Here is a 12333-nt window from a genome sequence, read left to right as displayed (position 1 = left end):
GTCCCCGCCGCCGCTCGTGGGCACGGGGCCCCTCGAACCGCGGGACCCCTCGAACACTGCCTAGCCGAGCGCCTGCGTCAGGTCGGCCAGCAGGTCGTCGCCGTTCTCGATGCCGACGGAGAGCCTGACCAGGTCGGCGGGGACCTCCAGCGGCGATCCGGCCGCCGAGGCGTGCGTCATCCGGCCCGGGTGCTCCAGGAGCGACTCGACGCCGCCGAGGGACTCACCGAGCGTGAAGAGCTTCGCCCGGTTGCAGACCTCGACCGCCGCCTCCTCGCCGCCCGCGACCCGGAAGGAGACCATGCCGCCGAACGCCTTCATCTGCTTGGCGGCGACCTCGTGCCCCTGGTGCTCGGGCAGTCCCGGGTAGAGGACCTGGGTGACCTTGGGGTGCCGGGTGAGCAGGTCGGTGACCTTGCCGGCGTTCTCGCAGTGCCGGTCCATCCGGACGGCGAGGGTCTTGATGCCGCGCAGCACCAGCCAGGCGTCGAAGGGGCCGGCCACGGCACCCATCGCGTTCTGGTGGTACGCCAACTCCTCCGAGAGTTCGGGGTCGTTGACGATCAGCGCGCCGCCGACGACGTCCGAGTGACCGCCCATGTACTTGGTGGTGGAGTGCACCACCACATCGGCGCCCAGGGCGAGGGGCTGCTGAAGGTAGGGGCTGGCGAAGGTGTTGTCGACGACCAGCCGCGCACCCGCCGAGCGGGCGACACCGGCGACGGCCGCGATGTCGGTGATGCCGAGCAGCGGGTTGGAGGGCGTCTCCACCCAGATCGCCTTGGTGCGCGGCTGGATCGCGGCCCGTACCGCCGCCACGTCCGAGGTGTCGGCGACCGAGAACTCCACGCCCCAGCGCGAGGCGACCTTCGCGAACAGCCGGAACGTACCGCCGTAGGCGTCGTTCGGGATGACCACGTGGTCGCCGGGCGTCAGCAGCGTACGGAGGAGGCAGTCCTCGGCGGCCAGACCGGACGCGAAGGCGAGCCCGCGGCGGCCGCCCTCAAGGGCCGCCAGGTTCTCCTCCAGTGCGGTGCGCGTCGGGTTGGCGCTGCGGCTGTACTCGTAGCCGCCGCGCAGCCCGCCGACGCCGTCCTGCTTGTACGTCGACACCTGGTAAATGGGCGGAACAACAGCGCCGGTGAGGGGATCGGCGGTGTTTCCCGCGTGGATCGCGAGAGTTTCGAAGCTGTGCTGGTCGCTCATGGGGCCGAGCGTAGTTCGTCGCGAGGGCGCTCACGGAGCACCGGGCCCGTCCGGGACAATGGGGGTATGGAGATTCTCTGGTTCCTGCTCGCGCTGTGCATGCTCGCCGCGGTCGTCGGCCCCTTCGTGCTGCGGCGCCGCGGCGGTATCCGCCAGGTGGCGCCCGGCTCCCCCGACGCCGCCGACCCGGACACCTACGGCTTCGCCCGCCAGGAGGAACTGGACATCCGGATGCCGGGCCCCGACCAGGACCTCCTGGACGTACTCGATGTCGTCCAGGGCACCCAGGAGTGGCGGGCGGCCTCGCAACTGCTGTCCGGGACGCCGAAGGAGGGCGAGGTGCGGTGGCAGCGGGTGCAGGCGTTCGCCGGTGCCGCCTCGCTGGAGCTGGCGCAGCGGCCGGGCGTCGGCGGGGCCTGGCTGCGCAAGTGGCGGGCCGAGTCCCCGAAGGACGCGGGCGGCGCGGCCGTGCACGCCGAGTTCCTGGTCCAGCAGGCCTGGCGCTCGTCCACCGTCGGTACGGACGACTTCCGGATCATCCTGGAGGAGGCCCGTACGGTCGTCGGCGAGGCGGCCCTGCTGGCGCCCGGCGATCCGGTGCCGTACCTGGTGGAGCTGGCGGCGGCGCGTGGGCTCGGCTACTCCCACGAGGAGTTCGACCAGCTCTGGGCGAAGATCATCGACCGGGCCCCCGCGCACATGGGCGCGCACATCGCGGCGCTGCACTTCTGGTGCGAGAAGTGGCACGGCTCCCGCGAGGAGGCCGACCGCTTCGCCACCGCGGCCGCCGCCCGCGCCCCGCAGGGGTCGCTGCTGGCCGCGCTGCCGCTCTTCGCGCTGTACGAGCACCTGCCCGAGGTCAACATGGTGCGGAGCTTCTACCGGAGCCAGGCGGTGACCAAGGCGGTCGAGGGCGCCCTGTTCGCGGTCCACGCGGCGCGCGCCGACGACCCGATGCTCGCCCACGTCCGCCATCTCCTGGTGCTGTTCCTGGTCCGGATGGAGCGCTGGTCGGAGGCGATGGGCCAGCTCGTCCACATCGACGGGCACGTGGGCGCGCTGCCGTGGACGGAGAGCTCCGACCCGGCCGCCGAGTACACCGTGTACCGGGCTCTCGCGGTCGCCGGCTACGAGGCGAACGGCGGCAGCCCGGCGACGCTGCTGCGGTAGCGGGACAGCCTCCCGGCCCCTAGCCATCCGCCGGTGTGCGACGGTGGGCACCGACAAGGCGCCCACCGCGCGGCCTGCTGACTGATGGGACCGGTACACCTCATGGCCCGACTGATACCCCTGATCCTGATCGGCCTCGGCCTCTACTTCTGGTTCAAGGCCCGCAAGCGGACCGCCGCCTACGTCGAGGACATGGAGTCCGACGACGGCACGCCCCGCCGCTGACCGGGCCACGGAACCGGCGGCGGAATCCACGGCGGTCCCGGTGCGTTGTACGGACAGCACGCCGACCCACGAGGAGCCCCCGCATGTTCCTGCACCGCCGTACCCCGCAGCTCCCCACCCCCCAGGAGGCGCTGCGCGGCCGCCCCACCCCCGAATTCACCGTCCCGTCCCGCCACACGGTCCTGGGCAACGCCCTGCTGGGCCCGTACCCGGAGGGTCTGGAGGTCGCGGACTTCGCGATGGGCTGTTTCTGGGGCGCCGAGCGCAAGTTCTGGCAGACGGACGGCGTCTGGACGACGCTCGTCGGCTACCAGGGCGGCTACACGGAGAACCCCGCGTACGAAGAGGTCTGCTCGGGCCTGACCGGTCACACGGAGGCCGTCCGCGTCGTGTACGACCCGAAGGTCGTCACGTACGAGCAGCTCCTGAAGCTCTTCTGGGAGTCGCACGACCCGACCCAGGGCTTCCGCCAGGGCAATGACGTCGGCACGCAGTACCGCTCGGCGGTCTACACCCACTCCCCCGAGCAGGAAGCGGCCGTGAAGGCGTCCCGCGAGGCCTACCAGAAGGTCCTCACCGGCTCCGGCCATGGCGAGATCACCACGGAGATCCTGCCCGCGGAGGGCCGCACGTTCTGGCCGGCGGAAGCCGCGCACCAGCAGTACCTGGACAAGAACCCGGCGGGCTACTGCGGAATCGGCGGGACGGGTGTCTCGTGCCCGATCGGGGTGGCTCCGGCCGGAGAGTGACGCGCCTCCCCCTGCGCGAGGCGATACGGCCTCGCACAACCAAGCCCCGGCAGGGATCAGCCGGGGCTTGTCGCTCGTCTGGTGGCTCACAGGCTCCAGCACCGATGGCTGGGGTACCTCTCGCACAGTTCAGATAGACGCCTTCGCGCCGCCGATGAAGTCGTCCCAAGCACGAGGACCGAAGCTGAGGACCGGACCAGCCGCGTCCTTGCTGTCTCGGACGCCGATCCCGTCATCGAAGCGGGCGGTCTCTACGCAGTTGCTGTTGGCTCCGCTGTAACTCGACTTCCACCAGTCGGCGGTCACAACCTGGAGGCCAGGGGGCAAAGTGTTCACTGATGCTCTTTCTTCTTGCTGGCGATGAGGGACATCGACTTGTTGAACGGCAGCGCGGCTGCGGTCAACCGTTCGTACGCTTCGGAGTACCGAGCAACGTCCGCCTCCTCCTCGATATAGAGGCTGCTATCGAGGTGTTCGAGCAAGGTGACGTCCAGCGCCCGTTGGCCGAAGCCCAGGATGGTGAAGCCTCCCGTTGTCCCAGGATGCAACTCAGCTTCCATTGGCAGCACCTGAATTCTGACGTGCGGATACTCGGCTACGTCCAAAAGACGTTGCAGTTGATCGCGCATGACCCCAGCGCCCGGGACTCGTGCGGTGAGGGCCGCCTCATGAATGATGGCTCGAAACGTCAAGGGCCTGGGTCGGCTGAGTACTGCCTGCCGCGCGATCCGTACCTCAACAAGTGGGTGGATCTCGTCCGGCGTCGCGGACATGCTGATGGCAGTGATCGCTGCACGGGCGTACGCAGCGGTTTGTAGCAAGCCAGGAATGAGCAACGGTTCGTACGCGTTCATGGACGCCGCGTCGGACTCCAGGCTGATGAGGTCTGCGTATACCGGGGCGAGATCGTACGTCTGCCACCAACCACGCTTGCCCCCATCGCGCGCCAGGGTGAGAAGGAAAGACCTCCAGGAACAGCGTCTATCGACTGGTTTCGGAGTTACTTGCTGATCAGTGGGGCCGCGCATATCGACGAGAAGTGGCGGCACTACCGGTTCAGTCCCGGAGACCCACCTTCGGGCTCGACGGCTGATTTCCGCCAGCACGTCACCTTCTGCACTCCTACGCTGCGGCCATGTCATACCGCTTCGCCGGCATCATCGACCGCTATCTGCTCTCCGGTTCCGAGTTCGCCCACAGGCTGCGCGCGGTACGGGCCGAGCAGTGGGCGGCACCCACCCCCTGCGCAGAGTGGGACGTACGCCACCTCGTCAACCACATGACCCGGGGAAACCTCAACTACGTCTCTCTGCTGTATGGCGGCTCGGCCGCCGACTTCCTCCGGCTCCGGGACGAGGACGCTCTGGGCAGCGATCCAGTGGGTTCCTACATCCGGTCGGTGCGGGAGTGCGCAGAGGCGTTCCGGAGGCCGGGCGTCCTCCAGCAGTCTCTCGACCACCCTCTCGGCCCGGTGACCGGGGAACAGGCCCTCGCAGTCCGCACCACGGACGCGACCATTCACACCTGGGACCTGGCCCGAGCCATCAACGCTCCCGAGACGCTCGATCCGGGGCTCGTCGCCTGGGTCGAAGAGCATCTCGGCGAAATCTACGCCGGCTTGGCGGAGTCACCCGTCTCCGCCGACACCACTCACCGCTTCTTCGCCGCGCCAGGGGCTCCGCCCGTGGCAGGGGAGGCCCGCCAAGCCCGGTTGCTGCGCCTGTTCGGCCGCTGATGTCGAAGGGCAAGGCGAGCTCGATTCTTGCTGGGCAGAGGCACTCCCTGCCTACCTGACCACGCGTCGGGCAACCCTCTCCATGAAAGCGTGAGGGCTAGGTTCGGTAGAGCGAAGAGCTCTCGGCCACCTGGGCAGGGCTGAGACCCTCTACGGTCAGGTTGCCGGTCCACAGGTGGTCTCGGTTGGCGTAGACGGCTTCGAAGCCGACGCGCTTCCCACCAGGCTCCAGCTTCCAGCCCTGGTCATGGAACTGGGCGATACGGCCGCTGCCGCAGACGAACGCCCGGGTTGCCTGGATCAGAATCCACTGTGCAAGTTCGGTGTCCCTGGCTGCGGGCCTGCCACAGGAACGGGCCATCTGCCACAGCCGTGGCCACTCGACACCAGGGGTCACTGGGCCGATCACGGCCACGTCACCGATCCGTCGTTCGTCAAGATGGTGGGTGGCGTAGCCGAAGACCGTACCGAACATTGCGAACACCGTGACCCGACCTCGTCCGGTCAGGCCCTCGTCATTGCTGCTCAACTTTGGAACCCTTGGCTGTGGCCGTCCGGGCGCCTTAGCCACGCCCGGACGGCTCCCGTTCAGTGCAGGTGGTTCAGCAGCCGTCGCCGTCACCGCAGCACGCGGGCGGGTTGCAGTCCTTGGCCGCGCCCCACAGCCGGTCATCGACGTGGAACCCGGCGGCCCTGACACGGTCCACCACGGCACCCATCAGCGGCCGAGTCCGGACGGTGGCCTTGGGCTCGTGTCCGAGGAAGAACCCGAACTGTTCGTCGCACCAGGCGGCGTACGCCTGGGTGTGGAGCACGAACGAGTGCCACCCGGGGTCCACGGCGCAGGACGGGGTCATGTCGAACGCGCGGGTGTCGCCCATGACCTTGAGAAAGGCAAGGGCCTGGTCCACGATCCGGCGGGCGGTGGACAACTCGTGTCCGTACTCCTCCGCGCAGAACTCCGACACCTTCTCGAACAGCTCGGCACTGACGAGGTCCCTTCCGCGCCGTAAGACGACGGGAGATTCCAGCATGATTGTCACAGTGAGTTTTCCTCTCTCTCGACAGTTGAGGACTGGTTACGCGGCGGGCGGGGGCGGAAACTTCTCGCCGCCCCCCTTGTCGCCTGGGCCGGTCATCGCCTCACCTCCTTCGGTTGATCAGGGGCCTTGGCTCGGTCTGGTGCCGGAGCGTTGCCCTCACCGGCGGGGCGGCACCCTAGTAGGGGGAGCAGGAGCGGGTCTGCCAGCCGCAGGGAGGGGAGGAGTCTGTGGCGTCCCGTTGCACGGGTGCGGCTGTCCCACCACGTCCGCACATCCATCAGTGCGCCTCCGCCTGGTGCCGGCGCAGCCTGACGTTGCTGTCGGACACTGCGCTGTGATCGCGCGCGGAACGGGCATTCTCCCTGGCGACCGAATGGGAGAGGCAAGTCGGACAGCCAGGAATTATTGAAGGTTCACACGGCAACTCCGTCAAGCGTTCCCTTTCAGTGGGAGCACCTCCAGGACCCGAATCTTTCCTTTTACTCTCCATGGGTCCATCATGGCTTCTCAAAGAGCCCTTGTGGAGCGCTAGTTACGTGGATGCATAAAACTGCCGGCTGCCTGTTCCAGGAAGGCGGATGCATCGTCGCCAGTCAGTGCGTGTGACCAGAAGAGTTCAAACAAACCAAGGTGCTGGGCTATGTCCCGAGGGTCACGCAGTACGACTTCACCGGAGAAAAGTTCGACGGTTACCAAGCGGTCGTCGTAGACCACGAAAATGTTCATGGGGGTGCCGGGAACATGCAGCCCCTGCGGGACTATCCCAATTTCGACGTTGGGTTTCGTGTTGATCTCGGCCATGTGTGAGCACTGGGCCGCCATGGCTTCGATGCTGGCCCGTTGCCACTTGACGGCTTGTTCGGTCATCAAGAACCAGAACGAGCGCGATGGATCGTCCAGGATGGCCTGGCGGTCCATGCGGGCCTGCACGGCGCGCGCAACATCTCTGGCCGGGTCGCTGGTCACCGTGGGCGAAAGGGTCTCGGTGGCGTACTCGCGCACGTGCAGCAGGCCGGTGGGGACTGCTGGGAGAAAATGCCGCATGACCCGCGAGGAAGTTTCAAGGGCTCTCAGCTCGGCTTGCTTGTGATAAAGGCCGACGCGAGCACAGGCACGCCAGGATGCATAGTCCACGTTGGCTCGGCGTGCCAGTCGAAGGAGTTCGCCGGTCACCTCGTCAGGCACGGTGAGGGCCTTGAGGATGCGCTCAACATCCATGACCGTTGGCAAGGCGCGACCGGTCTCAATCCGGCTGATCTTTGTTTGGCTCATGTTGCAGCGCAGCGCCAGGCGTTCGCCGCTGAGACCGGAAGCGCGACGGAGACCCCGAAGGGTCTCCGCCAAATCCTTCCGTTCCCGTGCTTGTTCCTCAGGTTCGATAGACACTGAACGGTGTGGCACTTTCTAGCGCGAGATCCCGCCACGCGAGATACTTTTCGATGTCAGGGTCCTGGATCAGTTCCCGATTGATCTGCGTTCCGTCGGGACGGTAGTTGAGATGCACCACGGTTGATTCGTCGAACAGCCAGAAATCCTGCTCCGGCAGTCCTGGATTCGACCGATCGGTCACATCAACTATTTGGTAGTTCTCTCCAGCTGCGACGTTTCCGGGAACGCACCATTCGAACAGGTACCGGCTGTACGGCGTGAGAGGGCGGCGCACGATCTTGGCTCGGGTCATCGTCCGCCCGGCCGCCGTGTGGTTCCGGATCGTCTGGTGCCATGACATGTTGAAGCCCTCAGGCATCGACGCACCGTCGAGGAAGTCGCGGACCGTCTCAGCCTCCGCAGGCATGGTGTAGGTCTGGTGGACTTCCAGCCTGAACGCGGAGCGCTCGAAGTCGCGGAAGTACGCCTGCCACTCGTCTCCGTCCAGCAGGGCGGGGCTAGAGCCATCCACGGGCACGTGCGGCCTCCTTGAGGATGTCTTCCGGGATCAGTACGACCGACTCGCCATCCGGCGTCGGGTGGGCCACGTCGTAGCCCTGGATGGCCAACATGCCCGGCTCCGGAGTGACGTACACGGTCGGGCAGTCGCCGTTCCCGCATTTGTCGTCGTCGCCGCTCCTGCACGGCCCGCCGGCAATCATCCGCAGTTCGTCCACTGAGACCCCCTCCGGTCTGTGTGGTCAGCAAGCTACGGAATGTCACGCCCGAGGGGCAAGGACGCTCCGCCGTCCAGTCACGAAGTCGCATAGACCCGCGGGCGTGAGTCACCGGCCCGGACTGCCTGAGCAGCCAGGACGGCGGCGGACTACGTGCGCTGTGCCTGACCACCCCTGGGGCATACCGGATTTCCCTCGGGCACTCGGCCGGTGGCGAAGGCCAGGCGGCCGGCCGTGGGAACGGCGCTGCGGTGCCTCGTCCCAGGCACCGCCCGCACGGAATCAGGCGCTGCGAGCCCCTCGTTCGGAGCTGATCGGCCACCGGGTATCCGTCCCGAAGGCTCACCGCGCCGTCGTCCGGGCCGGCCGCTACCCTCTCAGCAATCCGAGGGGGAGGGTGTGGATCATGATGCATGAACACCGGACGGGCGGCGGGGCCACTCCGTCGATAGCCGGGCATCCCTGGTGGGGGGCCAACGAAGTGCTCGCGTTCGTCCTGGAGCTGGTGGCTTTGGGCTGCCTCTTCGCGTGGGGTTACGGCCTCGCTGACGGGATGGCCGTCCAACTGCTGCTGGGCGTAGTGGTGTTGGCAGGCGCCATTGCCGTGTGGGGGCTGTTCTGTGCGCCGCGGGCGCGGTTCCGGCTGCCGCTGGCGGGGGTGCTGGCGTTCAAGACCCTGGTGCTCGGTGGCAGCGCTGTCGCGCTGTACTCGATGGGGCACAGCGTGGCGGGTGTGGTCCTGGGTGCCGTGATGGCGGTGAACACCGCCCTGGCGGAGACCTTCCGCAGGAGGCCGCCCGCCGGGGGCTGACGGCCGGCCCGCACAGACAGACCGCGGGCCCGGGACGCATGCGCGTCCCGGGCCCGTGTCAGTGCGTCTGGAACCCGGTCAGATCAGACCCTGCGCCAGCATCGCGTCCGCGACCAGCTCGAAGCCGGCGATGTTGGCGCCGACCACGTAGTTGCCGGGGCTGCCGTAGCGCTCCGCCGTGGTGTAGCAGGAGTCGTGGATGTGCCGCATGATCTCCGCGAGGCGCGCCTCCGTGTGGGCGAACGTCCAGGAGTCGCGCGAGGCGTTCTGCTGCATCTCCAGGGCGCTGGTGGCCACGCCGCCCGCGTTGGCCGCCTTGCCGGGGGCGAAGGCCACACCCGCGTCCTGGAAGACGCGGACGGCCTCGGGGGTGGTGGGCATGTTGGCGCCCTCGGCGACCGCCTTCACGCCGTTGCGTACGAGGGTCAGCGCGTCGGCCTCGTGGAGTTCGTTCTGCGTGGCGCAGGGCAGCGCCACGTCGCAGGGGACGTCCCAGACGCCGGTGCCGGGCACGAACACGGCCTCGGCGCGGCGTTCCGCGTACTCCGAGACACGGCCGCGGCCGGCCTCCTTGATCTCCTTGAGCAGGGCGAGGTCGATGCCCTTCTCGTCCACGACGTAGCCGTCGGAGTCGGAGCAGGTGACCACGGTGGCGCCGAGCTGCTGGGCCTTCTCGATCGCGTAGATCGCGACGTTGCCCGAGCCAGAGACGACGATGCGCTGGCCGTCGAGGGACTCGCCTCGGCTGCGGAGCATCTCGGCGGTGAACAGGACGCAGCCGTAACCGGTGGCCTCCGTACGCACCAGGGCGCCGCCCCAGCCGAGGCCCTTTCCGGTGAGGACACCGGACTCGAAGCGGTTCGTGATCCGCTTGTACTGGCCGAAGAGGTAGCCGATCTCGCGGCCGCCCACGCCGATGTCACCGGCGGGGACATCGGTGTACTCGCCCAGGTGGCGGTGGAGTTCGGTCATGAACGACTGGCAGAACCGCATGATCTCGGCGTCCGAGCGGCCCTTCGGGTCGAAGTCCGAGCCGCCCTTGCCGCCGCCGATGGGCATGCCGGTGAGGGCGTTCTTGAAGATCTGCTCGAAGCCGAGGAACTTCACGATGCCGAGGTTCACCGAGGGGTGGAAGCGCAGTCCGCCCTTGTACGGTCCCAGCGAGCTGGAGAACTCGACCCGGAAGCCGCGGTTGACGTGGATGTCGCCCGAGTCGTCCGACCACGGCACCCGGAAGATGAGCTGACGCTCCGGCTCGCATATGCGCTCGATGATCCGCGCGTCCACGAACTCCGGCCGCTGGGCCAGCACCGGGCCGAGCGTTTCGAGGACTTCCCGCACCGCCTGGTGGAATTCCTTCTCGCCCTGGTTGCGGCGGAGGATCTCCGCGTAGAGCGGCTCGATGACGCGGTTCTCGGCGGCGTGCGGCATTGCGGAGTCAGGGGTGGCCGTCATCTGATCAAGACCTTCCATGGGTCGGCTCATCGCGAAGGCGCCCCCGTCCCGGAGGGCGCCAGGTCCCCCCTCCCCATTGAGGGCGTCGCCCGGATAGCGCGGATACCGCGCTCACGACTGCGACGTACAGGACCGTTGTGGCCTACCGAGTGTCCCAGTGGGACCGCCGAATCCTCCATGGCATCCACATGGTGAATCCCGCAGGCCCGCGTACGGACCGGCCGCGGAAGCCTTGCCCCAGACCGGTTCCGGGCGGAACGACCGGGTTGGGGGGTATGCCCGGACACCCCCCGAAGTGGTGAACCTCACAGTGGGCCGACCGTGGCTGTGAGGCCGGAGTGCGCGGACCTCAGGACTCGCGCGGGCTGCGCAGCATCCACAGGCCCGCGGCCGACGCCAGGACGACCACTCCCGACACGATGCTCAGGGCGATGTTCAGGCCGCCCTGCCCGACCAGGAAGTTGAGGGAGACGTTCGCGACGATCGCGACGAGCAGTACGAACCAGAGCAGCGGCTTCACGGGTTCCTCCAGCGGGGGCGGGATACGGGCGCCTCGGCCTCGGTGGTGGCCCTGGGCGGCGCGGGTGACGCAGCCGCGTCCGGCTGCGTCACCCATCCTTCCGGCCGGCGTGCCCCGGCACGAGGGCGCCCGCCCCCCGGCCCGTGGTGGAGCGGGCTACACCACGGCTCCCGGCCGGAGCGCCTCTGCGCGCAGCGCGGCGGCGGTCGACCGGGGGTCGTAGTCCCGTGCGACACCGTCCACGAGCACCACGTCACCCGCCATGTTCCGGGCCCGCAGCGGGGCCAGCTCCTGGTAGGCGGGCGAGGCGAACCAGGCACGGGCGGCCTCGATCGCGGGGAACTCCAGGATGACGAGGGCGCCGGGCCAGCCGCCCTCCATGACCTCGACCGGTGTGTTGTGGACCAGGAACCGACCCCCGTACGGATCCATGGTCGACTGGATGCGCTCGATGTACTCCAGCACCTCCTCGTTGGCCGGGCCGTCGGGGTGCAGATGAGCGAGCGCGTACGCGGTCATGGTCACGTCCTCCGTCTTCCGTCCGCTGGTGCACACCATGCTGCCGGGAACGGCGGGGAGGGTCGATTACCTCTGGGGTAAGGCGGGCGGACGGGCCCGCGGTGACGGGTGATCAGACATGATGCCGTCATGAAGACTTCACGGGGGAACCGCGGTACGCAGGATCCTCATCAGCCTTACGGGTCAACGCGGTTGGCCGGCAACACACTGCTCGGACCCGGCCAGCCGAGGCCCCCGCACATACCCGGCCGGACAGGGCGGGCCGGGCATCGCACCCCGCCCAGGGCCGGGGAGATGCGCCGCTATCTCGCCGTCGGTCTCGACTGCTATCTCTGTCTGGTCGCCGCCGGGTTACTGGCCCGGCCGCACGTGGACTCGACGCCCCTCTCCGGGGACGTCGCCCTGCTGCTCGGGCCCGTGCCCGTCCTCTCGTTCCTCAATCAGGTGGTGCTCACCGCACTCGTCGGAGGCGGTGCCGGGAAATTGATCATGGGCATCCGGGTGGTGAGCCTGCCGGACGGCGGACGCCCTGGGCCGGGGCAACTGGTGCGGCGCTGGCTGCACGGCCTGTGCTGGCTGCCGCTCCAGCCCTGGTACGGGCTGCGCGCCCACCTCGCCCGTAAGGACGACGGCCCCGGCCCCGCGCCGCGCGGCTGCGAGGAGGGCGATCCGTACGCCGAGCCGTACGCCGACCCGGCCGGGGTGCGCCAGGTCCGCCGCACCGATCTGGTGGCGCACCGCCGGGCCGCCGCCGGACGGGCCACCTGAGGCCGCGTAGCGCCGCGTGAGGCCGCG

General features: G+C 68.5%; 17 protein-coding genes. 6 read left to right on the top strand and 11 right to left on the bottom strand.

Annotated elements, in window-relative coordinates:
• Window positions 1–60 precede the first annotated feature (60 nt).
• Entirely contained in the window at window positions 61–1206 is a 1146-nt protein-coding gene (locus ACIO3R_RS26535; RefSeq protein ID WP_385035700.1) for a cystathionine gamma-synthase, read from the bottom strand.
• A gap of 66 nt (window positions 1207–1272) precedes the next feature.
• Between ACIO3R_RS26535 and ACIO3R_RS26530 the strand changes: the two genes are divergently transcribed.
• The 3 genes from ACIO3R_RS26530 (at window position 1273) to msrA (ending at window position 3350) form a co-directional block, all read left to right on the top strand.
• Window positions 1273–2376, top strand: a complete 1104-nt coding sequence (locus ACIO3R_RS26530) for a hypothetical protein (protein WP_385035701.1) — start codon at window positions 1273–1275, stop codon at window positions 2374–2376.
• A gap of 102 nt (window positions 2377–2478) precedes the next feature.
• Window positions 2479–2601 carry a hypothetical protein gene (locus ACIO3R_RS26525; protein ID WP_363022387.1) on the top strand — a complete coding sequence of 41 codons (123 nt, stop codon included), beginning with the start codon at window positions 2479–2481 and terminating at the stop codon, window positions 2599–2601.
• Window positions 2602–2684: 83 nt separating this feature from the next.
• A complete protein-coding gene (msrA, locus tag ACIO3R_RS26520) occupies window positions 2685–3350 on the top strand; it encodes a peptide-methionine (S)-S-oxide reductase MsrA (RefSeq protein ID WP_402109226.1) in 666 nt (221 codons plus the stop codon).
• A 129-nt stretch (window positions 3351–3479) separates the two neighbouring features.
• Here the strand turns inward: msrA and ACIO3R_RS26515 are convergent, their stop codons facing one another.
• Window positions 3480–3686: a DUF397 domain-containing protein gene (locus ACIO3R_RS26515; RefSeq protein ID WP_402109224.1), complete on the bottom strand. Its 207-nt coding sequence runs from the start codon at window positions 3684–3686 to the stop codon at window positions 3480–3482.
• The gene (locus tag ACIO3R_RS26510) at window positions 3683–4378 is read right to left on the bottom strand and encodes a DUF5753 domain-containing protein (RefSeq protein WP_402109291.1); all 696 of its coding nucleotides are present in this window, start codon (window positions 4376–4378) and stop codon (window positions 3683–3685) included. The genes ACIO3R_RS26515 and ACIO3R_RS26510 overlap by 4 nt, the downstream gene beginning before the upstream one ends.
• A 107-nt stretch (window positions 4379–4485) precedes the next feature.
• On the opposite strand from ACIO3R_RS26510, the gene ACIO3R_RS26505 reads away from it, so the two are divergent.
• Window positions 4486–5085 (top strand): TIGR03086 family metal-binding protein, encoded by a 600-nt coding sequence (locus ACIO3R_RS26505; RefSeq protein WP_402109222.1) that lies wholly within the window; start codon window positions 4486–4488, stop codon window positions 5083–5085.
• Window positions 5086–5182: 97 nt separating this feature from the next.
• Here the strand turns inward: ACIO3R_RS26505 and ACIO3R_RS26500 are convergent, their stop codons facing one another.
• The 5 genes from ACIO3R_RS26500 to ACIO3R_RS26480 all read right to left on the bottom strand — a co-directional run bounded on the left by ACIO3R_RS26500 (window position 5183) and on the right by ACIO3R_RS26480 (window position 8233).
• The gene (locus tag ACIO3R_RS26500; protein ID WP_402109220.1) at window positions 5183–5614 is read right to left on the bottom strand and encodes a hypothetical protein; all 432 of its coding nucleotides are present in this window, start codon (window positions 5612–5614) and stop codon (window positions 5183–5185) included.
• 73 nt (window positions 5615–5687) lie between these two features.
• On the bottom strand, window positions 5688–6119 hold the full coding sequence (locus tag ACIO3R_RS26495; RefSeq protein ID WP_402109218.1) for a hypothetical protein: 432 nt from the start codon (window positions 6117–6119) through the stop codon (window positions 5688–5690).
• Between the two features lie 537 nt (window positions 6120–6656).
• Window positions 6657–7514, bottom strand: a complete 858-nt coding sequence (locus tag ACIO3R_RS26490; protein ID WP_402109215.1) for a helix-turn-helix domain-containing protein — start codon at window positions 7512–7514, stop codon at window positions 6657–6659.
• A complete protein-coding gene (locus tag ACIO3R_RS26485; protein WP_402109212.1) occupies window positions 7498–8034 on the bottom strand; it encodes a DUF6879 family protein in 537 nt (178 codons plus the stop codon). Before ACIO3R_RS26485 ends, ACIO3R_RS26490 begins: the two co-directional genes overlap by 17 nt.
• On the bottom strand, window positions 8015–8233 hold the full coding sequence (locus tag ACIO3R_RS26480; RefSeq protein WP_402109209.1) for a hypothetical protein: 219 nt from the start codon (window positions 8231–8233) through the stop codon (window positions 8015–8017). The genes ACIO3R_RS26485 and ACIO3R_RS26480 overlap by 20 nt, the downstream gene beginning before the upstream one ends.
• A gap of 406 nt (window positions 8234–8639) precedes the next feature.
• Between ACIO3R_RS26480 and ACIO3R_RS26475 the strand changes: the two genes are divergently transcribed.
• Window positions 8640–9044, top strand: a complete 405-nt coding sequence (locus ACIO3R_RS26475; RefSeq protein ID WP_402109205.1) for a YrdB family protein — start codon at window positions 8640–8642, stop codon at window positions 9042–9044.
• A gap of 78 nt (window positions 9045–9122) precedes the next feature.
• Here ACIO3R_RS26475 and gdhA read toward each other — a convergent pair whose 3' ends face one another.
• The 3 genes from gdhA to ACIO3R_RS26460 all read right to left on the bottom strand — a co-directional run bounded on the left by gdhA (window position 9123) and on the right by ACIO3R_RS26460 (window position 11538).
• The gene (gene gdhA, locus ACIO3R_RS26470; RefSeq protein ID WP_363022453.1) at window positions 9123–10499 is read right to left on the bottom strand and encodes an NADP-specific glutamate dehydrogenase; all 1377 of its coding nucleotides are present in this window, start codon (window positions 10497–10499) and stop codon (window positions 9123–9125) included.
• Window positions 10500–10848: 349 nt separating this feature from the next.
• Entirely contained in the window at window positions 10849–11115 is a 267-nt protein-coding gene (locus ACIO3R_RS26465) for a hypothetical protein (protein ID WP_385035716.1), read from the bottom strand.
• 60 nt (window positions 11116–11175) lie between these two features.
• Window positions 11176–11538, bottom strand: coding sequence for a DUF1330 domain-containing protein (locus ACIO3R_RS26460; protein WP_385035718.1), 363 nt, complete (start codon window positions 11536–11538; stop codon window positions 11176–11178).
• A 294-nt stretch (window positions 11539–11832) separates the two neighbouring features.
• Between ACIO3R_RS26460 and ACIO3R_RS26455 the strand changes: the two genes are divergently transcribed.
• Complete coding sequence (locus tag ACIO3R_RS26455) at window positions 11833–12306, top strand: RDD family protein (protein WP_402109288.1); 474 nt, start codon at window positions 11833–11835, stop codon at window positions 12304–12306.
• Window positions 12307–12333 lie beyond the last annotated feature (27 nt).

The organism is Streptomyces sp. NPDC087428 (assembly GCF_044744085.1).
Lineage (GTDB): Bacteria > Actinomycetota > Actinomycetes > Streptomycetales > Streptomycetaceae > Streptomyces.
This window is presented reverse-complemented; position numbering and strand designations above follow the sequence as displayed.

Bases quoted from the DNA above. Each gene is read 5' to 3' on its own strand.
- ACIO3R_RS26525 (WP_363022387.1), top strand. From the start codon at position 2,479: ATGGCCCGACTGATACCCCTGATCCTGATCGGCCTCGGCCTCTACTTC.
- gdhA (WP_363022453.1), bottom strand. From the start codon at position 10,499: ATGACGGCCACCCCTGACTCCGCAATGCCGCACGCCGCCGAGAACCGC.
- ACIO3R_RS26530 (WP_385035701.1), top strand. From the start codon at position 1,273: ATGGAGATTCTCTGGTTCCTGCTCGCGCTGTGCATGCTCGCCGCGGTC.
- ACIO3R_RS26455 (WP_402109288.1), top strand. From the start codon at position 11,833: ATGCGCCGCTATCTCGCCGTCGGTCTCGACTGCTATCTCTGTCTGGTC.
- ACIO3R_RS26465 (WP_385035716.1), bottom strand. From the start codon at position 11,115: ATGGGTGACGCAGCCGGACGCGGCTGCGTCACCCGCGCCGCCCAGGGC.
- ACIO3R_RS26495 (WP_402109218.1), bottom strand. From the start codon at position 6,119: ATGCTGGAATCTCCCGTCGTCTTACGGCGCGGAAGGGACCTCGTCAGT.
- msrA (WP_402109226.1), top strand. From the start codon at position 2,685: ATGTTCCTGCACCGCCGTACCCCGCAGCTCCCCACCCCCCAGGAGGCG.
- ACIO3R_RS26510 (WP_402109291.1), bottom strand. From the start codon at position 4,378: ATGCGCGGCCCCACTGATCAGCAAGTAACTCCGAAACCAGTCGATAGA.
- ACIO3R_RS26505 (WP_402109222.1), top strand. From the start codon at position 4,486: ATGTCATACCGCTTCGCCGGCATCATCGACCGCTATCTGCTCTCCGGT.
- ACIO3R_RS26460 (WP_385035718.1), bottom strand. From the start codon at position 11,538: ATGACCGCGTACGCGCTCGCTCATCTGCACCCCGACGGCCCGGCCAAC.
- ACIO3R_RS26535 (WP_385035700.1), bottom strand. From the start codon at position 1,206: ATGAGCGACCAGCACAGCTTCGAAACTCTCGCGATCCACGCGGGAAAC.
- ACIO3R_RS26475 (WP_402109205.1), top strand. From the start codon at position 8,640: ATGATGCATGAACACCGGACGGGCGGCGGGGCCACTCCGTCGATAGCC.